At 63.6% G+C, this 19,957-nt stretch carries 20 protein-coding genes and 1 other RNA gene; 15 read left to right on the top strand and 6 right to left on the bottom strand.

The features are described from left to right. Positions 1-99: 99 nt before the first annotated feature. The 6 genes from W930_RS0110200 to W930_RS0110175 all read left to right on the top strand — a co-directional run bounded on the left by W930_RS0110200 (position 100) and on the right by W930_RS0110175 (position 5,843). Complete coding sequence (locus W930_RS0110200; protein ID WP_023597510.1) at positions 100-1,056, top strand: LysR family transcriptional regulator; 957 nt, start codon at positions 100-102, stop codon at positions 1,054-1,056. A gap of 165 nt (positions 1,057-1,221) precedes the next feature. Further along, positions 1,222-2,508 (top strand): Glu/Leu/Phe/Val dehydrogenase, encoded by a 1,287-nt coding sequence (locus W930_RS0110195; protein WP_023873140.1) that lies wholly within the window; start codon positions 1,222-1,224, stop codon positions 2,506-2,508. A 165-nt stretch (positions 2,509-2,673) separates the two neighbouring features. Beyond that, on the top strand, positions 2,674-3,582 hold the full coding sequence (locus tag W930_RS0110190) for a glutamate/aspartate ABC transporter substrate-binding protein (protein WP_023597508.1): 909 nt from the start codon (positions 2,674-2,676) through the stop codon (positions 3,580-3,582). A 118-nt stretch (positions 3,583-3,700) separates the two neighbouring features. Further along, positions 3,701-4,441 (top strand): amino acid ABC transporter permease, encoded by a 741-nt coding sequence (locus W930_RS0110185; protein WP_023597507.1) that lies wholly within the window; start codon positions 3,701-3,703, stop codon positions 4,439-4,441. Beyond that, entirely contained in the window at positions 4,441-5,121 is a 681-nt protein-coding gene (gene gltK, locus W930_RS0110180) for a glutamate/aspartate ABC transporter permease GltK (RefSeq protein ID WP_023597506.1), read from the top strand. The genes W930_RS0110185 and gltK overlap by 1 nt, the downstream gene beginning before the upstream one ends. Next, positions 5,118-5,843 (top strand): amino acid ABC transporter ATP-binding protein, encoded by a 726-nt coding sequence (locus W930_RS0110175; RefSeq protein WP_023597505.1) that lies wholly within the window; start codon positions 5,118-5,120, stop codon positions 5,841-5,843. Before gltK ends, W930_RS0110175 begins: the two co-directional genes overlap by 4 nt. A 112-nt stretch (positions 5,844-5,955) precedes the next feature. Here W930_RS0110175 and W930_RS0110170 read toward each other — a convergent pair whose 3' ends face one another. Further along, positions 5,956-6,786, bottom strand: a complete 831-nt coding sequence (locus tag W930_RS0110170) for a class II glutamine amidotransferase (RefSeq protein ID WP_023597504.1) — start codon at positions 6,784-6,786, stop codon at positions 5,956-5,958. A 202-nt stretch (positions 6,787-6,988) separates the two neighbouring features. On the opposite strand from W930_RS0110170, the gene pyrC reads away from it, so the two are divergent. The 3 genes from pyrC (at position 6,989) to rnpB (ending at position 9,428) form a co-directional block, all read left to right on the top strand. After that, positions 6,989-8,026: a dihydroorotase gene (pyrC, locus tag W930_RS0110165; RefSeq protein WP_023597503.1), complete on the top strand. Its 1,038-nt coding sequence runs from the start codon at positions 6,989-6,991 to the stop codon at positions 8,024-8,026. Beyond that, positions 8,026-8,862, top strand: a complete 837-nt coding sequence (locus tag W930_RS26920) for a DUF3025 domain-containing protein (protein ID WP_023597502.1) — start codon at positions 8,026-8,028, stop codon at positions 8,860-8,862. Before pyrC ends, W930_RS26920 begins: the two co-directional genes overlap by 1 nt. 156 nt (positions 8,863-9,018) lie before the next feature. After that, an RNA gene (gene rnpB / locus W930_RS29135) (RNase P RNA component class A) lies at positions 9,019-9,428 on the top strand. Positions 9,429-9,498: 70 nt separating this feature from the next. Here the strand turns inward: rnpB and W930_RS0110155 are convergent. Next, positions 9,499-9,921, bottom strand: coding sequence for an OsmC family protein (locus tag W930_RS0110155; RefSeq protein ID WP_023873144.1), 423 nt, complete (start codon positions 9,919-9,921; stop codon positions 9,499-9,501). Between the two features lie 640 nt (positions 9,922-10,561). Here W930_RS0110155 and rplM point away from each other — a divergent pair. From rplM to erpA, 4 genes are all read left to right on the top strand, one after another. Further along, positions 10,562-10,990, top strand: coding sequence for a 50S ribosomal protein L13 (gene rplM / locus W930_RS0110150; RefSeq protein WP_023873145.1), 429 nt, complete (start codon positions 10,562-10,564; stop codon positions 10,988-10,990). A 10-nt stretch (positions 10,991-11,000) separates the two neighbouring features. After that, positions 11,001-11,396 carry a 30S ribosomal protein S9 gene (gene rpsI / locus W930_RS0110145; RefSeq protein WP_010805092.1) on the top strand — a complete coding sequence of 132 codons (396 nt, stop codon included), beginning with the start codon at positions 11,001-11,003 and terminating at the stop codon, positions 11,394-11,396. A gap of 181 nt (positions 11,397-11,577) precedes the next feature. Continuing rightward, on the top strand, positions 11,578-12,621 hold the full coding sequence (argC, locus tag W930_RS0110140; protein ID WP_023597500.1) for an N-acetyl-gamma-glutamyl-phosphate reductase: 1,044 nt from the start codon (positions 11,578-11,580) through the stop codon (positions 12,619-12,621). 97 nt (positions 12,622-12,718) lie between these two features. Further along, complete coding sequence (gene erpA / locus W930_RS0110135) at positions 12,719-13,084, top strand: iron-sulfur cluster insertion protein ErpA (RefSeq protein WP_023597499.1); 366 nt, start codon at positions 12,719-12,721, stop codon at positions 13,082-13,084. Between the two features lie 107 nt (positions 13,085-13,191). On the opposite strand, the gene W930_RS0110130 is transcribed toward erpA, so the two are convergent. The 4 genes from W930_RS0110130 to W930_RS0110115 all read right to left on the bottom strand — a co-directional run bounded on the left by W930_RS0110130 (position 13,192) and on the right by W930_RS0110115 (position 17,731). Further along, on the bottom strand, positions 13,192-14,376 hold the full coding sequence (locus W930_RS0110130; RefSeq protein ID WP_025249807.1) for a PLP-dependent aspartate aminotransferase family protein: 1,185 nt from the start codon (positions 14,374-14,376) through the stop codon (positions 13,192-13,194). Further along, the gene (locus tag W930_RS0110125; RefSeq protein WP_028730964.1) at positions 14,373-14,873 is read right to left on the bottom strand and encodes an SET domain-containing protein-lysine N-methyltransferase; all 501 of its coding nucleotides are present in this window, start codon (positions 14,871-14,873) and stop codon (positions 14,373-14,375) included. Before W930_RS0110125 ends, W930_RS0110130 begins: the two co-directional genes overlap by 4 nt. Before the next feature lie 207 nt (positions 14,874-15,080). After that, entirely contained in the window at positions 15,081-16,247 is a 1,167-nt protein-coding gene (locus W930_RS0110120) for an anhydro-N-acetylmuramic acid kinase (protein WP_023597496.1), read from the bottom strand. Positions 16,248-16,360: 113 nt separating this feature from the next. After that, positions 16,361-17,731: a M23 family metallopeptidase gene (locus W930_RS0110115; RefSeq protein WP_023597495.1), complete on the bottom strand. Its 1,371-nt coding sequence runs from the start codon at positions 17,729-17,731 to the stop codon at positions 16,361-16,363. 199 nt (positions 17,732-17,930) lie between these two features. Here W930_RS0110115 and tyrS point away from each other — a divergent pair, with 199 nt between their 5' ends. Beyond that, positions 17,931-19,175 (top strand): tyrosine--tRNA ligase, encoded by a 1,245-nt coding sequence (tyrS, locus tag W930_RS0110110; protein ID WP_023597494.1) that lies wholly within the window; start codon positions 17,931-17,933, stop codon positions 19,173-19,175. 52 nt (positions 19,176-19,227) lie between these two features. Continuing rightward, entirely contained in the window at positions 19,228-19,695 is a 468-nt protein-coding gene (gene dtd / locus W930_RS0110105) for a D-aminoacyl-tRNA deacylase (protein ID WP_023873147.1), read from the top strand. Positions 19,696-19,957: the final 262 nt, after the last annotated feature.

Below are 19,957 nucleotides of genomic sequence, written 5' to 3'. Positions count from 1 at the left end.
GGGGGACGCAGGGGGCGCGGCCGCCCACGCCCGGCCCTGTGCGCCAGGCGAACGATTGAGTAGACTAGCGCGCTGGGATGGCAGCCGCGGGAGCGCCGCATGGAAATCAAATGGCTCGAGGACTTCGTGTCGCTCGCCAAGACGAACAGTTTCAGCCGTTCGGCCGAGTTGCGTCACGTGACGCAGCCGGCGTTTTCGCGTCGCATCCAGTCGCTCGAAGCGTGGCTCGGCAGCGAACTGATCGACCGTTCGAGCTATCCCACGCGGCTCACCCCCGCCGGCGAAGTCTTCTACGAGCAGGCGCTGGCGTTGCTCTCCCAGGCACAGGAGGCGCGGGCGCTGCTGCGTGAGCAGCGCTCCGCCGATCACTCGGTGCTCGATTTCGCCGTGCCGCACACGCTGTCGATGACATTCTTCCCGCGTTGGCTCAAGACGCTGGAAAAGCGGCTCGGCCTGCTGCGCAGCCGCTTGCGCGCCCTCAATGTCCACGATGCGGCCATGTCGCTCACCGACGGTGGCTGCGATCTCCTGATGTGCTACTACCATCCGAGCCAGCCGCTGCAACTCGACGCGGCGCGCTACGAGATGATCGTGCTGGGCAGCGAGCGCTTCAGCCCCTACAGCGCGCCCACGCCGCAAAAGCGCGCCCGCTTCAGGCTGCCCGGCACGCGCGAGGCGCAGGTGCCCTACCTGGCCTACACGTCGAACGCCTATCTCGGGCGCATGGCCGATCTGCTGGCGGGCGACACGTCGAGCGGGCTGCATCTGGACAAGGTCTACGAGACGGACATGGCCGAAGCGCTCAAGGCGATGGTGCTCGCGGGGCACGGCGTGGCGTTTCTGCCGGAGAGCGCCGTGGTCGACTCCGTGGCGCGCGGCGAACTCATCGATCTCGCGCCGCCGGGCAAGGCGGCCGCCCCGTGGCACCTGGACATGGAAATCCGGCTTTACCGCGACCGGCTCGCCCATGCGGATGCCGGCAACCGTCGCGAGCGGGCCAAGCGTGATGCCGTCGAGGCGTTCTGGCAGGCGGTGCGCGATCAGTGCAAGGGGTAGACGTCGCCGCCCGGCCGGGTGGATGACAAAACTATGCACGATTTGCATAGATGCATGTTTATTCGGCATTGGATTGTTCTCTGCGGTTCTTTGTAAAGTGCGAGCCATTCGTGTCGCAAGCACGGTATGTGCGTGCGGCGCCGATTGAAGCCGGAGAATCCAAAGATGTCTCAAACGTCACATGCCTTGCCCTCTTACCTCGACGCCGAGCACCTCGGTCCGTGGGGTAACTATCTCCAACAGGTCGATCGCGTCACGCCCTATCTGGGCACGCTCTCGCGCTGGGTCGAAACCCTCAAGCGCCCGAAGCGGATTCTGATCGTCGACTGCCCGATCGAACTCGACAACGGCACCATCGCCCATTTCGAGGGCTATCGTGTCCAGCACAACACCTCGCGCGGCCCCGGCAAGGGCGGTGTGCGTTTTCACCAGGACGTGACCCTGTCCGAAGTCATGGCCCTGTCGGCCTGGATGTCGGTCAAGAACGCCGCGGTGAACGTGCCGTACGGCGGCGCCAAGGGGGGTATCCGCGTCGATCCGCGCAAACTCTCGCGTGGCGAGCTGGAGCGCCTCACGCGCCGTTACACCAGCGAGATCAACATCATCATCGGGCCGACGAAGGACATTCCGGCGCCGGACGTCAACACGAATGAGCAGATCATGGCGTGGATGATGGACACCTACTCGATGAACGAGGGTTCCACCGCCACCGGTGTGGTGACCGGCAAGCCGATCTCGCTGGGCGGCTCGCTCGGCCGTCGCGAGGCGACCGGCCGCGGCGTGTTCGTGGTGAGCTGCGAAGCGGCCCGCCGCCTGGGCATGGACGTGCGCGGCGCGCGCGTGATCGTGCAGGGCTTCGGCAACGTGGGCGGGATCGCCGCGCGTCTGTTCCATGAGGCCGGCGCGCATGTCATCGGCGTGCAGGATCATACCGGCACCATTTTCAAGTCCGACGGCCTCGATGTGCCGAACCTGCTCAAGCACGTGGCCGAGACCGGCGGCGTGGGCGGTTTCCCGGCAGCCGAGACGATCCAGGACGACGAATTCTGGTCGCTGGACTGCGAATTCCTGGTCCCGGCAGCCCTGGAAAACCAGATCACCGAGAAGAACGCCGACAAAATCCGCGCCAAGGTCGTGGTCGAGGGTGCCAACGGTCCGACGACGACCGCCGCCGACGACATCCTGCGCAGCAAGAACATCCTCGTGGTGCCCGACGTGGTGGCCAACGCCGGTGGCGTGACCGTCTCGTATTTCGAATGGGTGCAGGATTTCTCGAGCTTCTTCTGGACCGAGGAAGAGATCAATCACCGCCTGGAGCGCATCATGCGCGAAGCCTTCGACGGCGTGTGGCACGTGGCGCAGGAGCACAAGGTGTCGCTGCGCACGGCGGCCTTCATCGTCGCGTGTACCCGCATTCTGCAAGCCCGTGAGATGCGCGGCCTGTACCCCTGATCAGGCAGTGCCGCCCAACTAAGTAGTAATACGCATTAATGCGTAAAAACCGAATGTTCGGGGCGAATTGCGTCAAAAAAGACGTGCGTTCCGGACATTCGGGAATAATAAAATGGGCAAAGGCAGTGCTAAAATGCATTCGTTTTGTGCCAAGGAGACCAAGGAATGACCCTCTCGAAAATTGCATTGGCGATGTGCTGTGTGGGCCTGATGGCGGGCGCCGCCCAAGCTCAGGAAAGCGGTACCCTCAAGAAAATCAAGGACACGGGCATCATCTCGCTGGGAAACCGCGAGTCGTCCATTCCGTTCTCGTTCTATGACAACCAGCACAATGTCGTGGGCTACGCCAACGACGTGGCGATGGCCATCGTGGCCGAAGTCAAGAAGGACCTGAAGCTGGCGAAGCTGGACGTCAAGCAGACCCCGATCACGTCGCAGAACCGCATTCCGCTGGTTCAGAACGGCACGATCGATCTCGAGTGCGGTTCGACCACGAACAACGCCGAGCGCCAGAAGCAGGCCGCGTTCTCGAACACGTTCTTCATCATCGGCACGCGCCTGCTGACGAAGAACAGCTCGGGCGTGAAGGATTTCGCCGACCTCAAGGGCAAGAACGTCGTGACCACGGCGGGCACGACCTCCGAGCGTCTGCTGCGCGAGATGAACCAGAAAGACAACATGGGCATGAACATCATCAGCGCGAAGGACCACGGCGAAGCGGCGATCACGCTGCATTCGGGCCGTGCCGTCGCGTTCATGATGGATGACGCCCTGCTCGCGGGCGAGCGCGCCAAGTTCAAGGACGCCAAGGACTACAGCATCGTCGGCAAGCCGCAATCGTACGAAGCCTACGGCTGCATGATGCGCAAGGACGACCCGGCCTTCAAGAAGGTGGTGGACAAGGCTGTCGCCGACTACCAGAAGTCGGGCCAGGCCCAGAAGGACTACGCCAAGTGGTTCCAGAAGCCGATCCCGGCGCTCAACGGCGTGAACATGGACTTCCCGCCGTCGGCCGAGATGGCCGCCCTGTGGAAGGCGCCGAACGACAATGCTGACGTTCAGGGCGCCAAGTAAGCCGGACCTGCCAGGTCGTTCGCTGAACATTCACAGCGCTGCATCTGCGTAATGCTGAAGCGGAAGGAGTCAATCCTTCCGCTTCTTTTTAAGCAAGACAAGTAGAAGAGGGGAGATCATGGCTCTCGGTCTCGATTTCAGTTTTTTCTTCCAGCCGGTGGCGACCGGTGAGGACACCACCTACTTCGGGTGGCTGCTCTCGGGCCTCAAGCTCACGCTCGAGGTGGGCCTCGGCGGCTGGATCATCGCGCTCATCGTCGGCTCCGTGCTCGGCGTCATGCGCACCATCCCAAACAAATGGATTTCCGGCTTCGCGACGGCATACGTCGAGTTGTTCCGTAACATCCCGCTGCTGGTGCAGTTGTTCTTCTGGTATTACGTCGCGCCTGACTTCCTGCCGGAAGGGGTTCGCCAGTGGCTGTTCTCGCTCAATCCGGCGAATGTCTCGCTGCTCACCGGTGTGATCGGCCTGGGCCTGTTCACGGCCGCCCGCGTGTGCGAGCAGGTGCGCTCCGGTATCAATTCGCTGCCCAAGGGCCAGAAGAACGCCGGGCTGGCCATGGGCCTCACGCTGCCGCAGACGTATCGCTTCGTGCTGCTGCCGGTGGCCTTTCGCGTGGTGATCCCGCCGATCACTTCGGAATTCGTCAACATCTTCAAGAACTCGGCCGTGATCTCCACGGTGAACCTGCTCGAACTGACCGGTCAGGGCAAGCAGCTCATCGACTACACGGCACATAGCTACGAATCGTTCATCGCCGTGACGATCGCGTACATGATCATCAATATCGCGGTGCTGGTGCTCATGCGCTTCATCGAAGCCAAGACCCGCCTGCCGGGCTACATCGGGGGCAAATAATGGGTGAGATCTTTGCATGGGGCGGCGCCATCGACGCAGCGCCGCTGCTCATCAAGGGCATGGTCACGACGTTGCAGATCACGGTGCTTGCCGTGATCGTCGGCATCGTCTGGGGCACCCTGCTCGCGATGATGCGCCTGTCGGGCGTGACCGTTCTGAAGTGGTTCGCGGACCTGTACGTGAACGTGTTCCGCTCGATCCCGCTGCTGATGGTGCTGCTGTGGTTCTTCCTGATCGTGCCGCAGGTGCTGCGTTCGCTGCTCGACGTGCCGCCGACGTGGGACATCCGCATGGTCTCCGCCCTGGTCGCCTTCTCGTTGTTCGAGGCGGCGTATTATTCGGAAATCATCCGCGCGGGTATCCAGAGCGTGTCGCGCGGCCAGATGTCCGCCGCGTTCGCGCTGGGGATGTCGTACTGGCAGGCAATGGGCCTCGTGGTGCTGCCGCAGGCGTTTCGCAACATGGTGCCGCTGCTGCTCACGCAGGGCATCATTCTGTTCCAGGACACCTCGCTCGTGTACGCGATCGCCTTGGCCGACTTCTTCGGCATGGCGTATCAGGTGGGTCAGCGCGACGGTACGCTGCCTGCCATGATTGTGTTTGCCGGAGCGGTCTACTTTGTGATCTGCTTTACGGTTTCGATGTTGGTTAAACGTCTTCAAAAGAGGTTGGCGAAATGATTACCCTGAAAAACGTCTCCAAGTGGTACGGCCAGTTCCAGGTGCTCACGGACTGCTCCACTGAAGTCAAGAAGGGTGAAGTCGTGGTGGTGTGCGGCCCGTCGGGTTCGGGCAAGTCCACGCTCATCAAGACCGTCAACGGTCTGGAGCCGATCCAGCAAGGCGAGATCATCGTCGACGGCACCTCGGTGGCAGACCCCAAGACGAACCTGGCCAAGCTTCGCTCGCGCGTCGGCATGGTGTTCCAGCACTTCGAACTGTTCCCGCATCTGTCGATCACGGAAAACCTGACGCTCGCGCAGGTCAAGGTGCTCGGCCGCAGCAAGGAAGCCGCTCGCGACAAGGGTCTCAAGCTGCTCGAGCGTGTGGGCCTGAAGGCGCATGCGCACAAGTTCCCGGGCCAGCTCTCGGGCGGCCAGCAGCAGCGCGTGGCCATCGCCCGTGCGCTGTGCATGGACCCGATCGCCATGCTGTTCGACGAGCCGACCTCGGCGCTCGACCCGGAAATGATCAACGAAGTGCTCGACGTGATGGTCGAACTGGCTCAGGAAGGCATGACCATGATGGTTGTCACGCACGAAATGGGCTTCGCCAAGAAGGTTGCGAACCGCGTGATCTTCATGGACCAGGGCATCATCGTCGAAGACGACAAGAAGGATGAGTTCTTCGCGAATCCGAAGTCGGACCGCGCCAAGGACTTCCTGGCCAAGATCCTGCACTGATCGCCGCCGTCGCAAAGGAAAAAGCGTGTCTTCGGGCACGCTTTTTTTTTGCGCGCGGCAGAGGTGAGGTTTGCGGGCCCGCGAAAGCCGTCCAGGGCGGCGAGCGCCCCGGTTACAGGCAGGCCGTGTTCTGCGCGTTGCGCAGCCGCACGGCTTCCGGAATCGGCACGATCGTGCGAAGCGTGGGCGCACCCTTCTCGAAGAGAATCAGTTCGCCGGGCTCGAAAGTGGTCCAGACCTCGTTGTCGGTGAGCGGCGCCGTGGCGATCACGGCCACGCGGTCGGCCGGCGTGGTGAACTTGGCGAAATCGATTTCCCAGTCGGCGTCGATCAGGTGCGCCTTGGTGAACGGCCACTGACGCGCGATGAAGTGCAGGCGCGTGGAGCAGTGGGCGATCAGGGCCTGGCCGTTCGAGAGCACGAAGTTGAACACGCCGTGGCGCGTGATCGTGCGGGCAATGTCCTCCACGGCATGGAACAGCTCGTCGAGCGGTGGCTGCGAACCGGGGAAACGCTTGCGCAATCCCTGCATGATGTCGCAAAAGGCGCGCTCGCTGTCGGTCGTGCCGACCGGCTGGTAGACGCCGGAGAGGAACGGGTCGTAGTCGTGCAGGTCGCCGTTGTGGGCGAAGATCCAGTGCCGTCCCCAGAGTTCGCGCTGGAACGGGTGGCAGTTCTCCAGCTCAACGACCCCTTGCGTGGCTTTGCGAATGTGCGCGATGACGTTCTTGGACTTGATCGGATATTTCTTCACCAACTCGGCAATGGGCGAGTTGGCCGCCGCCAGGTGATCGATGAACAGGCGGCACGCCTTGTCCTCGAAAAATGCAATGCCCCACCCGTCGGCGTGGCTGTCGGTGCCCCCGCCACGTGCCGCGAAACCGGTAAATGAGAACGTGATGTCGGTCGGTTCCGCGCAATTCATCGCGAGAAGTTGGCACATGGTACGGGGAAATCGATGATTGGCTTCGCACGTCGTGTCGGAGCGCCGCAGCCGTTACAATATGGGGTTGCACAAGCATAGCACCGGCCCTTGTGCACGTACATTCCCGCCCATCGGGTCCGTCGCGCCGACGCGTCACCACGCGAGCCCGGTCGCGCCGTCCGCCGCGGCGAGGAGCCTTCCCAGCCCCCGGAAAACGTCCATGACCACCGAACTGACTATCACTCGTCCCGATGACTGGCACCTGCATGTGCGCGATGGCGCCGTGCTCAAGAGCGTGCTGCCCGACAGCGCCCGCCAGTTCGGCCGCGCGATCATCATGCCGAACCTCAAGCCGCCGGTCACCACGCTGGAGCTTGCCTCGGCGTATCGGGAACGCATTCTGGCGGCGCGTCCGGCCGGCAATACGTTCGAGCCGCTCATGACGCTGTACCTGACCGACAACACGCCGGCCGAAGAGATTCGTCGCGCCAAGGCGTCGGGGTTGGTGCATGGCGTGAAGCTCTACCCCGCGGGCGCAACGACGAATTCGGATGCCGGCGTGACCGATCTGGCCAAATGCCGCGGCGCCCTGGAAGCCATGCAGGAAGTCGGCATGCCGTTGCTGGTTCACGGTGAAGTCACGAGCGCCGACATCGATATCTTCGATCGTGAAAAGGTGTTCATCGACAAGGTGATGTCGCCGCTGCGCCGCGATTTCCCGGGCCTCAAGGTCGTGTTCGAGCACATCACCACGAAGGACGCCGCCGATTACGTCGCCAGTGCCGAAGGTCCGATCGCCGCCACCATCACCGCGCATCACCTGCTATACAACCGCAACGCGATCTTTACCGGCGGGATTCGTCCGCATTACTACTGCCTGCCCGTACTCAAGCGGGAAACGCACCGCGAAGCGCTCGTGAAGGCGGCAACGTCGGGCAGCGCACGCTTCTTCCTGGGCACCGACAGTGCGCCGCACGCGCGTGGCGTGAAGGAAGCCGCCTGCGGTTGCGCCGGGTGCTACACGGCGCTGCATGCGGTGGAGCTTTACGCCGAAGCGTTCGACAAGGCGGGCGCACTCGACAAGCTCGAGGGTTTCGCCAGCTTGCACGGCCCGGACTTCTACGAACTGCCGCGTAACGCCGACAAGATCACGCTCGTGCGTGAGGACTGGGAACTGCCGGCAGAACTGCCGATGGGCGACGCGACGGTGGTGCCGTTGCGCGGCGGCGAGACCATCGGCTGGAAGCTCAAGGGGTGATGTCAGGCGCCACGGCATCGGTGGGCGCGTCGATGCCGGTCGCGGGGTTGCCGGAGATCGACTGGCGGCAACCCTGGTTCGAGTCCGTGGCGCAGCGTGCATACGATGCGCTGGCGCGCGGGGATTGGCGTGAAGCGGTCTCGTCGCAGGCCGCCGCCGCCGGACTGGTGAGCGGACACGGGCGCGCGCTGCGGTTCGTCGCGCAGGAGAACTTGCCGACGGACATCGCGTACGAGGCGTTCATTGCCGCCACCGGGGGCGTGCCCACGCGTCGGAATCTGCACGATTTCTTCAATGCATTGATCTGGCTGACCTACCCGAAGGGCAAGGCGGCGCTCAACGGTCGTCAGGCCGCCGCCATCGCGCGCGACGGGGTGAGGGCTGTCCGGGGCGCCACGCGCGACGCCGCCACGCTTTTCGACGAGAATGCCGTGCTCTTCGCCTGTAGCGATCCGGCACTGGCCGCCGCCTTGCGCGGGTTCGACTGGCAAACGCTGTTCGTCGCGCGTCGCGCCGACTGGGGGCGTGCCTGCGAGGTCCAGCCGTTCGGTCATGCGCTGCTGGAAAAGCTCGTCACGCCCTATAAATCGGTCACGGCGCATGCGTGGATCGTGAACGTCCCGGCCGCCTATTTCGCGTGGGCGCCGGGTGCGCGCAGGGCGTGGCTCGACACCCGGATCGCACCGGTGCTCGCCGACGTGCCGCTGTCGACCCGCGACTTCGCGCCGCTGCCCGTCCTGGGCATTCCGGGCTGGTGGCCGGAGAACGAGGCGCCGGATTTCTATCGCGATACCGTCGTGTTCCGTCCGGGACGGCGACAGAAGGCGTCTGCCTGAAGCCCGGGACCGCCCGGTATCGTGCCTGGCACTTTCCTCACATCCAAGGTCCCAAAGGGACGGCATGCGCAACGCCGCCGGGCCGCGCGTCCGCAAGCGGTTCCCGATGGTCCGCCCGGGCAGTCGCGCGGGCATGCGTGATACACTTCGCCCCGCAGAGTCGGCCAGACAATCGCCGCCTCCCTTCGGGAGGGGGAGGAAAGTCCGGACTCCACAGGGCAGGGTGATGGCTAACGGCCATCCGTCGCGAGACGCGGAACAGGGCAACAGAGAACAGACCGCCGATGGCCCCTGACGAAAGTCAGGTGGATCAGGTAAGGGTGAAACGGTGCGGTAAGAGCGCACCGCGGCGTGCGGCAACGCACACGGCACGGTAACCTCCACCCGGAGCAATTCCAAATAGGCAGGTGAGCGGCATGCGCCTCGTGCGTGTGCCGGCAACGGGGCCCCCGGGAGCCTGCGGGTAGGAAGCTTGAGCGGCGCAGTGATGCGTCGCCTAGAGGAATGATTGTCAGGCGCGGCGCGAGTCGCGTTCACAGAATCCGGCTTATCGGCCGGCTCTGCATCCGAACCAAATGCAAAAGGCTCCCGAGGGAGCCTTTTGTCTTTCCGAAGATCGGCGTTTGCTCAGGCGATTCAGCCTTCGACGATCTCGACGCTGTGCGTGAGCTCCGCCGTCTTGGCCAGCATGATCGACGCCGAGCAATACTTGTCGTGCGAGAGCGTCACGGCACGCTCCACCGTTGCCGGATTCAGATTGCGGCCGGTTACCGTGAAGTGGAAGTGAATCTTGGTGAACACCTTCGGATCTTCGCTGGCGCGCTCGGCCTTGAGCGTGACGCTGCAACCCTTCACTTCGGCACGACTCTTCTTCAGGATCAGAACCACGTCATACGCGGTGCATCCCCCGGTGCCCACGAGCAGCATCTCCATCGGGCGCGCCGCAAGATTGTGGCCGCCGCCCTCCGGTGCGCCGTCCATCGCGACAATGTGCCCGCTGCCCGTCTGCGCAACAAAGGCCATGCCGTCCTGGCCCATCCAGCTCACCTTGCATTCCATCATTCGAAACCCCGATATCTCATTCAAGCTGAAAATTGTAGCGGCTTCCGCCGACGCGCGTACGACGCCGCTCGCGCCCCTGAAATGCCAACCTTCGCGTCCCGGGATGCTGCGTCGCAATATTGGCGCTTTTTTGATCGGCTTTTCAGGGGGATAAACCCTAAATTTAGAAGCTTGGTGCTACGCAGGACGGTGAGGTGAAAGGCGAGAATTGGTATAAATAATTGATTTTAATGGAAATTATGTAATCCTTCGGCCGCGCCTCTCTTTTCACATTATGGTGTTTGATTTCGCACTATAAATTTTCTTGCGTTGCACCATCGCCTTTGCTACACTTCAGTCATTGGTTGTTGTGCTTCACAGCAATCCTGCAAGTGTCTCCTCCACCCTCCTCCTTTGGTGGATTTAACCCGGACCCATTGAGGTTCGGGTTTTTTTTTGTGCGCCCGGAAACGCCGTTTACCGGGGAGTGGATTTTTCTGTATAATCAACGGCTTTTCCGGAAATGCCCACGGAAAAAGCATCAGGGAGAGCCTGCAAGCACAGGACTGCGCCATGCGACTCGATTCGCCAGGACGCGGCCGGCAGACAAGCAGGAAGTTGGTGTTAATGGGGCAAACGCATTTTATTTGGATCGATCATGAAGACGTTTTCCGCTAAGCCGGCAGAGGTGACGCGCGAATGGTTTGTGATTGACGCGACGGACAAAGTCCTCGGCCGTGTCGCCAGCGAAGTGGCACGCCGTCTGCGCGGCAAGCACAAACCTGAATTTACGCCGCACGTTGATACTGGTGACTACATCATCATCGTCAATGCTGCCAAGCTGAAAGTTACGGGCGCGAAGCAAACTGACAAGAAGTACTACCGTCACTCGGGTTACCCGGGCGGTATTTACGAAACCACGTTCGGCAAGATGCAAGAGCGTTTCCCGGGCCGTGCGCTCGAGAAGGCCGTGAAGGGCATGCTGCCGAAGGGTCCGCTGGGCTATGCGATGATCAAGAAGCTGAAGGTGTACGCCGACGGCAATCATCCGCACGAAGCGCAGCAACCGAAGTCGCTCGAGATCTAAGGGCCACGCCATGTTCAAAAACGATTGGAATTACGGCACCGGCCGTCGCAAGAGCGCTGTTGCTCGTGTGTTCATCAAGGCTGGCAAGGGCGACATCGTCGTCAATGGCAAGCCGATCAAAGAGTACTTCGCTCGCGAAACGTCGCTGATGATCGTCCGTCAGCCGCTCGAGCTGACCAACCACGCTGAAACGTTCGACATCAAGGTCAACGTCTCGGGCGGCGGTGAAACGGGTCAGGCCGGTGCGGTTCGCCACGGTATCACCCGCGCACTGATCGACTACGACGCGACGCTCAAGCCGACGCTGTCGACCGCAGGCTTCGTGACCCGCGATGCCCGTGAAGTCGAACGTAAGAAGGTTGGTCTGCACAAGGCCCGCCGTCGCAAGCAATTCTCGAAGCGTTAATCGCACGAGTGCTTGTTCGCATCTGCTGCCGGCAGGTGCAAAAGAAGGCCGCCTCGCGCGGCCTTTTTTCATTGTGCGGCGCGTTTCCGCCGGTGCGAAGGCATTGCGTGCGATGCGTCACCGGCCCACATGCGTCGTGGAAGCTTGATAGAATCGCGATTCCGATTGAAAGGGGTAGGACATGGTCAAGGTAGGTATCGTAGGCGGCACCGGCTACACCGGTGTGGAGCTGCTCCGTTTGCTGGCGCAGCATCCGGAAGTGAAGTTGACGGCGATCACCTCGCGCAAGGAAGCGGGTACGCCGGTCGCCGACATGTATCCGAACCTGCGAGGCCGTGTCGACCTGGCCTTTTGCACACCCGACGACGCCCGTCTGACCGAATGCGACGTCGTCTTCTTTGCCACGCCGCACGGTGTGGCCATGGCGCAGGCGCGCGAGTTGCTCGCCGCCGGCGTGCGCGTGATCGATCTGGCGGCGGATTTCCGTCTGAAGGACATCGCGACATTCGAGAAGTGGTACGGCATGCCGCACGCTTGCCCGGACATCCTCGAGGAGGCGGTCTACGGACTGCCGGAGGTCAACCGAGAGCAAATCAAGCGCGCCCGTGTGATCGGTCTGCCGGGCTGCTACCCGACATCCGTACAGCTCGGTTATGCGCCGTTGTTCGCCGGCGGGCGCAAGCTGGTGGATCCGAAGCATCTGATCGCCGACGCCAAGTCGGGCGCGAGCGGCGCGGGTCGTAAGGGCGAGACGTCGCTGATCCTCGCGGAGACGGCCGACAACTTCAAGGCTTACGGTGTGAAGGGCCACCGCCATCACCCGGAAATCAAGCAAGGGCTTGAAGCCATCGCCGGCTACGAGGTGGGCCTGACGTTCGTGCCGCATCTGCTGCCGACGATTCGCGGCATTCATTCGACGCTTTACGCGACGATCCTGCCGGAAGCCCGCGACACGGATTTCCAGGCGCTGTTCGAGACGTATTACGCGGGCGAGCCGTTCGTGGACGTGCTGCCGGCCGGCTCGATGCCGGAGACGCGCTGGGTGCGGGCGTCGAACTATGTGCGCATGGCGGTCCACCGTCCCGGCAACGAAGACACGCTGGTGATCCTCGTCGTCGAAGACAATCTGGTCAAGGGCGCGTCCGGTCAGGGCGTGCAGTGTATGAACCTGATGTTCGGCTTGCCGGAAAACATGGGCCTGACCCATATTCCCGTACTGCCGTAACGGTATTTATCGCCCCTAACCCCTTGATTTTCCGAGCGTCGGCACAAATTGGGGATTAGGAATAGAATGATACCGAACCGATTTATGGAGATTTGCGATGAACGCACCGCTTGAGGCCGCCGTCACGGAAATGCCCGCGTTCCTGGTCTTTACCGACAGCGCCGCGGACAAGGTCAAGCAACTGATCGACGAGGAAGGCAACCCTGAGCTGAAACTGCGCGTTTTCGTGCAGGGCGGCGGTTGCTCCGGCTTTCAGTATGGTTTCACCTTCGACGAAGACGTGAACGAAGACGACACCGTACTCGACAAGAACGGCGTGTCGCTGCTGATCGACTCGATGAGCTACCAGTATCTGGTGGGCGCCGAGATCGACTACAAGGAAGATATCAACGGCGCGCAGTTCGTGATCAAGAACCCGAATGCAACCACCACGTGTGGCTGCGGCTCGTCGTTCTCGGTCTGAGCGATACAGACGCGTTGGCTGCCCCATCGGGGCGGCAAGACGGAAGCCCCCTCCACGAGGGGGCTTTTTTTTGGTTCATCGCGGATTGCCGGTGCGACGCTCGACCGTCAGGCACTGCGTAACGCGTTCATCAGATCGCGCTTCAGATCGTCGATATGTTCGATGCCGACCGCATACCGGATGAGATCGGACGGCATGCGCTCCGACGATGCGGCATCTTTCAGGGTGCCATGCCAAAGCGTCGCCACGTGGATGGCGAGCGAGTTGACGCCTCCGAGACTTGCCGCGATGAGGGGAATGCGAAGTGCCGACAACGCGCGTTTGGCCGCCGCCTCGCCGCGACGGACCCGGAACGTCAGCACGCCGCCGAAGCCGTTCATCTGCTGGCTGGCCAGTGCGAATTGCGGATGGGACTCGAGCCCGGGGTAGACCACGTCGCGCACCTTCGCCTGATCGCAAAGCCACTGTGCCAGCGCCAGTGCATTCGCATTGACGCGCTCCATGCGCAATGGAAGGGTGCGCAGGCCGCGTAGCAACAACCAGGCGTCCATGGGCGAGAGCACCGAGCCGACGCTCAAATGCGTCAACCAGATCCGCTCGGCCAGCGCGTGGCTGGTACAGATCACGCCGCCGGTGAGATCGTGGTGTCCGCCCAGGTATTTGGTGGCGCTGTGCACAACCACGTCGACCCCCAGCTCGGCGGGGCGCTGATTGAGAGGGGTGGCAAACGTGTTGTCGGCAACGGTCAGAATGCCGTTAGCTCGCGCCAGCGCCGTGACCGCCCCGATATCGGTGAGCGCGAGTGTTGGATTGGCGGGCGATTCCATGACGATCACACGCGTGTTCTCCCGCAGTGCGGCGGCCATGGCGGCGGGATCCGTCGCGTCGACGAGGGTGAGTTTCACGCCGAGCTTGCCGAGCAGCGTGTCGAGTACTCGCGACGTGCTCATGTAGTGCTGCGTTTGGGCCACCACGTGGTCGCCCGCGCCGAGCAAGGCGAGCAGCGTGGTGGTCATGGCGCCCATGCCGGAGCCCGTCACGAGGGCGGTTTCAGTCCCTTCGAGCTCGGCCATGATCGCCATGATCCGCTCATGGACCGGGTTCCCGTATCGGGTGTAGTTCCTCGGATGCCGTGGGGTGCTCGACATCCGCGCAAAGGCGGATTCGTCGGCCGCGGCAAAAACCGCGCTGTAGTGGATGGCGGGGACGACACCGGATTCGTCCGTGGTGCCGCGGTCGCCCATCACCGCCGTGGTGTCGACGTGCAGCATCGTGGACAGTGGGCGGTTCACGGCAAAATCTGCCGGGCGGGCTCTACCGCAGGCGCCGCCAGTCGCTTCTGTCCTTCCTGATCGGGCAGTTCCCGAAACCCGGTGATCCATCGCCGGCAGTTCGGCGCGCCGCACTCGCACGAAAACTGCCGCGCCAGTACCTCCTCGGTGCAGGCGTAATCGATGGTGAGGAACTCGCCAGCCGAAATATCCCGGAGCGCGAAGATCTCGAGTCGTTTCATGTCCAGCACGGACGACGGTGCGCACGAGTGAAGCAGTAACCCGGAAAAATGGGGATCGTAGAGGTGCGTCGTTTCGCTCACCTGCAGGGTGTGCAGTTTGCGCTGACTGGACAGCAGTCCTGCCATGCGACTGATGCGTTGTCCGCGTGCGAAGGGAACCAGCGTTCGCACGCCGTTGCCTTCGCCGCCGGCAGTTCGACAGACCTCGAACTGTCGGCTCGAGGGGTAACCGTCCTTCAGCCCCTCGAAAGGGTAAAGCCAACCGGGTTCGGCCATGATGGGTGCCCACTGAGGTTGAACGTCCTGGACGACATCGAAAAAGGTGTCGAAATGACGCTTCAAGAGTGGCACATGGAATCACGAACCCCGAAAATCGGCACCGCATTTGGGTGCCGTCCTTCGGCGTTTGGGCTGCGTCTCACAAGGGCGGGGGCGGGCGAAGCGGTCCGCCGCGGATGACGGACGCAGTGTTCGACCCGTGGTTCAGCGCGGATAAATCGCGCCAAGAATGCGCGGACCCTTCGCGCCGGTGACGGACGGAAGGTTGCCGGGCTCCCGCGCCACGCAGCGCTGCGCGAGCCACGCGAACGCGCGTGCCTCCACCTGCTGCGGCGGCACGCCCAGCGCCTCGGTCGTCGCGACCGTGATGCCGGGAAGTCGGGCCGCAATGGCATGCATGAGCGCGCGATTGCGCGTCCCGCCGCCGCAGGCGTAGAAGCCCCGGCAGTCGGGTGCGTGGCGGAGTACGTCGCTCGCCACGCACTGCGCCGTGAGCGCAACGAGCGTGGCCTGTACGTCGACCGGCGCGACGCCGGGGAAGGCCGCCAGATGCGCGTCGAGCCACTTGGCGTGGAACAGGTCGCGGCCGGTACTCTTGGGCGGGCTTTGGGCGAAGTAAGGCTCGTTGAGCAGCGCGGCGAGCAGGGCAGGGTCGACCTGTCCGCCCGCACCCCACGCGCCGCCATCGTCGTAGGCCGTGCCCAAATGACGCGCCGCCCAGCCGTCGAGCAGCGCATTGCCCGGTCCGCAGTCGAAGCCCGAGACCGGCTGCGCAGACGCCAGTGCCGGCAAAATCGTCACATTGCTGATGCCGCCGAGATTGCAGACGACGCGCGTCTCGCTCGCATGGGCGAACATGGCCTGGTGGTAGGCGGGCACGAGCGGAGCGCCCTGGCCGCCGGCGGCGACATCGCGGCTGCGAATATCGGCCACCACGTCGATGCCCGTGAGCTCGGCGAGCAGGGCGGGCGCGTTGAGCTGGCGCGTGTACCCCACGCCGTCGAATTCTCCCGGACGATGCCGGATCGTCTGCCCATGGGCGCCGATCGCGGCGACAGCCTCGGCGCGTACCCCCGAGCGGGAGAGCAGTTCGTTGACACAGTCGGCATAGATGCGTACCAGCGCATTCGCGGCCAGGGCTTCGCGGTGCAACTCGTTTTCCGATGGCGCCTGCAGCACCATCAGCGTCTCCCGGAGGTCGCGGGGGAACGGGAGGTACGATTCCGCAAGCACGCGGCCGTCAGACGCGTCGACGAGCACGCCGTCGACGCCGTCGAGGCTGGTGCCGGACATCAGGCCGATGAAACAGGGCGATTGGGACGTTGACCCGGAGGATGCCGAAGCGGCGATGGAACGAGCGGTGTCGGTCATGGGAAAGCGCGGGCGGATGGGAGCCGGGGAAATCGGTGCCGCACCGAGCGGGCGACGCGCGGGCTATCCGGCAGCCCGTCGCGTTACCCGCACAGTGCGGTCTCCAGCATACCTCAATCGCGCTCGGCGACCTGTACGGTGCGCATCAGGTCGATGCGCTTGAGCAGGTTCTCCGCGTACATGTCGAACAGCTTCAGGCGAGCGCCCGTGAGCGGCGCTACAGCAGCCACGTCCGTCGAGAACGGGTTGAGCGGCACCCCCTTGAGGCGCAATTCGTAATGCAGGTGCGGGCCGGTTGCCCAGCCCGTCTGGCCCACGAATCCGATGACCTGGCCCTGCGTGACGCGCATGCCGGCCTTCACACCCTGGCCGAAGCCGGACAGGTGGGCGTAGCGCGTCTGGAAGTTGCCGGAGTGATCGATCTCGATCAGGTTGCCGTAGCCGTTCTGCTTGCCGACGAACGTGACCACGCCATCGCCCGCGGCGAACACGCGGGTGCCGATGGGTGCGGCCAGATCCACGCCCTGGTGCTTTTTCCACTGGTGTTGGAACGGATGCTCGCGTCCGCCGAAAGCCGACGAAATCCGCGAGAACTCGACCGGCGTGCGCAGGAACGCCTGCTTGAGGTTACGGCCGTCGAAGCCGTAGTACGCCCCCTCGGGCGAGCCCTGCGGGTCCGCGTACCAGATGGCCTGATGTGTCTTGCCCTGGTTGATGAACTCGATGGCGAGCACGCGTCCCGTGCGAACGGTCCGGTCCTGCTGCTTGATCACTTCGTACACGAGGCGGAAACGATCGCCGCGGCGCACGTCGCGCTGGAAGTTGATCACGCCGGAGAAGATCCTGACCATCTGCGCGACGACGGCATCGGGCACGCCCGCGTCGTCCATGGCGGTGAAGAAGTTGCCGGCGATCGCCCCTGAGCGCATGGCCCATTCGGTGTCGTTGGCCAGTTGCTCCATGCGCGCGCGCAGCGTGCCCTTGTCGTCGCGCTCGATCACCAGTTGCTGGGCGGCGGTGGCGCCGCTCGAGAGCACGGTGGAGAGCGAGACCAGCTTGCCGTCGTCGTCGGTTTCGGCCTGCACGACCTGCCCGGCGGGCACGCCGATCAGGCGTCGGGCGACGGCATTGTCGCGAATGAAGCGCTCGGCGGCGGGGTCCTGGATCGACAGGCGCGAGAGCATGTCGCCCAGCGTTTCGCCACGCCGAAGCGCCACCTGGTGGATGAATGTCTGGGATTGCGCGTCGAGCTGCTGGATTTGCCGGGCCAGGTCGGGGAAGGTCAGCGGCAGCGTCACGCTCGCACCGTTGCGGGCCGCTTCGGGCACCATGGGCGCCACGCCGAATGCAGTCACCATTCCCAACGTCAGGGCCGAACCGACCGTTGCCACGATTTGCACCTTTCTGCGACGGTGCTTGGGCTGCGTGGGATCGATCAGGGTCAGCAGTTCACGCGCAAAAAAATCACGGAGTTTAGGCCACATCACGTAAAATTCTGCGCAACTTACGAAAAAGCCCGGGCGGAGCGACACGCTTCGAGATTGCCTGCCGGAATTCCGGGGCAACCCGGCGTCGCTTCGGCCCGAGCCGAGAATTGAGCGGCGATTATAGCAGACCCGCCGCGGCCTCCGCCTTTACTGACTGAATAAGGGAATCCCCTGAAGCAGTCTGGACAATGATGTTATGACAAGTGAACACGCACTCACCTCGGAAATGAAGTACCCCGTCACCGATGCCACGCGGGCCGCTCTGGCGATCGCCAAGCGCGGTTGCGACGAGCTGCTCGTGGAAGAGGAGTTCCTGCAGAAGCTGGCGCGCAGCGAAGCCACCGGCAAGCCGTTGCGCATCAAGCTGGGTCTGGACCCCACGGCGCCGGACATTCACATCGGCCACACCGTGGTGCTCAACAAGATGCGCCAGTTGCAGGACCTGGGGCATACGGTCATTTTCCTGATTGGCGATTTCACGTCGCTGATCGGCGATCCGTCGGGGCGCAACAGCACGCGTCCGCCGCTCACGCGCGAGCAGATCGAATCGAATGCCAAGACCTATTTCGAGCAGGCCGCGCTGGTGCTCGACCGCAGCAAGACCGAGATTCGCTACAACAGCGAATGGTCGATGAAGCTGGGCGCCGACGGCATGATCAAGCTTGCCTCGCGCTACACCATGGCGCGCATGCTCGAGCGCGAAGACTTCACCAAGCGCTTCCAGAGCGGCGTGCCCATCGCCATCCACGAATTCCTCTACCCGCTCATGCAGGGCTACGACTCGGTCGCGCTGGAGTCGGATCTCGAGCTCGGCGGCACCGACCAGAAGTTCAACCTGCTGGTCGGTCGCGAATTGCAGAAGCAGTACGGCCAGGAGCCGCAGTGCATTCTCACGATGCCGCTGCTCGAGGGACTCGACGGCGTCGAGAAGATGTCGAAGTCCAAGGGCAACTACGTGGGCATCAGCGAGAAGCCGAGCGAGATGTTCGGCAAACTCATGAGCATCTCGGACGAGCTGATGTGGCGATACTACGAGCTGCTGTCGTTCCGTTCGCTCGACGAGATCGCGCAACTGCGCCGCGACGTGGACGGCGGCCGCAATCCGCGCGACGTGAAGGTGCTGCTCGCGCAGGAAATCGTGGCGCGCTTCCATTCGCAGGCCGACGCCGAGCGCGCGCTCGAGGACTTCAACGCGCGTGCCAAGGGCGGCGTGCCGGACGATATTCCGGAAGTTTCCCTGCAAGGCGCCCCCCTGGGCATTGCCCAGTTGCTCAAGCAGGCGGGTCTGGTGCCCTCGACGTCGGAAGCCAACCGCAACATCGAGCAGGGCGGCGTGCGTATCGACGGCGAAGCCGTTTCCGACAAGGGCGCGAAGATCGACGCCGGGACTTACGTCGTGCAGGTCGGCAAGCGCCGCTTTGCCCGCGTGACGCTCGCCTGAGCGTGGGCACCGCACCGATTCGGCCGTTGTCTTTGCCTTTGCGGCCGCAATCATGATCGCGCTGATTCAACGTGTGCTCGAAGCCGCGGTGACGGTCGACGGGCGCACCGTCGGCGCGATTGGCCCGGGGTTGCTCGCGCTGGTGTGCGCCGAGCGCGGCGATACCGAAGCGAGCGCCGACAAACTGCTCGCGAAGCTGCTCGGCTACCGCGTCTTCTCCGACGACGCGGGCAAGATGAACCGCAGCGTGTCGAATCTCGACGGCAACGGTGCGGCCGGCGGGTTGCTGCTCGTTTCGCAGTTCACGCTGGCGGCCGACACCAACAGCGGGACCCGTCCGAGCTTCACGCCGGCGGCCAGCCCGGCCGACGGCCAGCGGCTTTTCGATCATTTCGTGGCACAGGCGCGAGCGCGTCATCCCATTGTGGAGATGGGCGAGTTCGGCGCTCACATGCGCGTGTCGCTCGTGAACGACGGGCCCGTCACGTTCTGGCTTCAGACGCGTCCTGACGGGGCCTGACGCGAAGCGCCTTCGGGCGCGCGCTCGGCGCTCCGAAAGCCTCAAGCCGCCTCAAGCAGCGTCAAGCAGCGTCAAGCAGCGTCAAGCAGCCTCGGAGGTCTTCCGGGGCCTTCAGGGCCTTCCCGACGGCCTCGACGTTCCTGCCCGTGCCGCGCGGCCTGCGGCGTCGCCGCGCGCCAAGGCGAGGACGGTGCGAGGGTACCCGCCCGGATCCATCTCGAAAATCGCTCGGAATCATCTGGAATCATGCGGATTTGCGCGA

Origin of the sequence: Pandoraea sp. E26 (assembly GCF_000681415.1) — a bacterium.
Classification (GTDB): domain Bacteria; phylum Pseudomonadota; class Gammaproteobacteria; order Burkholderiales; family Burkholderiaceae; genus Pandoraea; species Pandoraea pnomenusa.
Note: the sequence above shows the minus strand (reverse complement) of the source record. Positions and strands in the feature narration are given on the sequence as shown.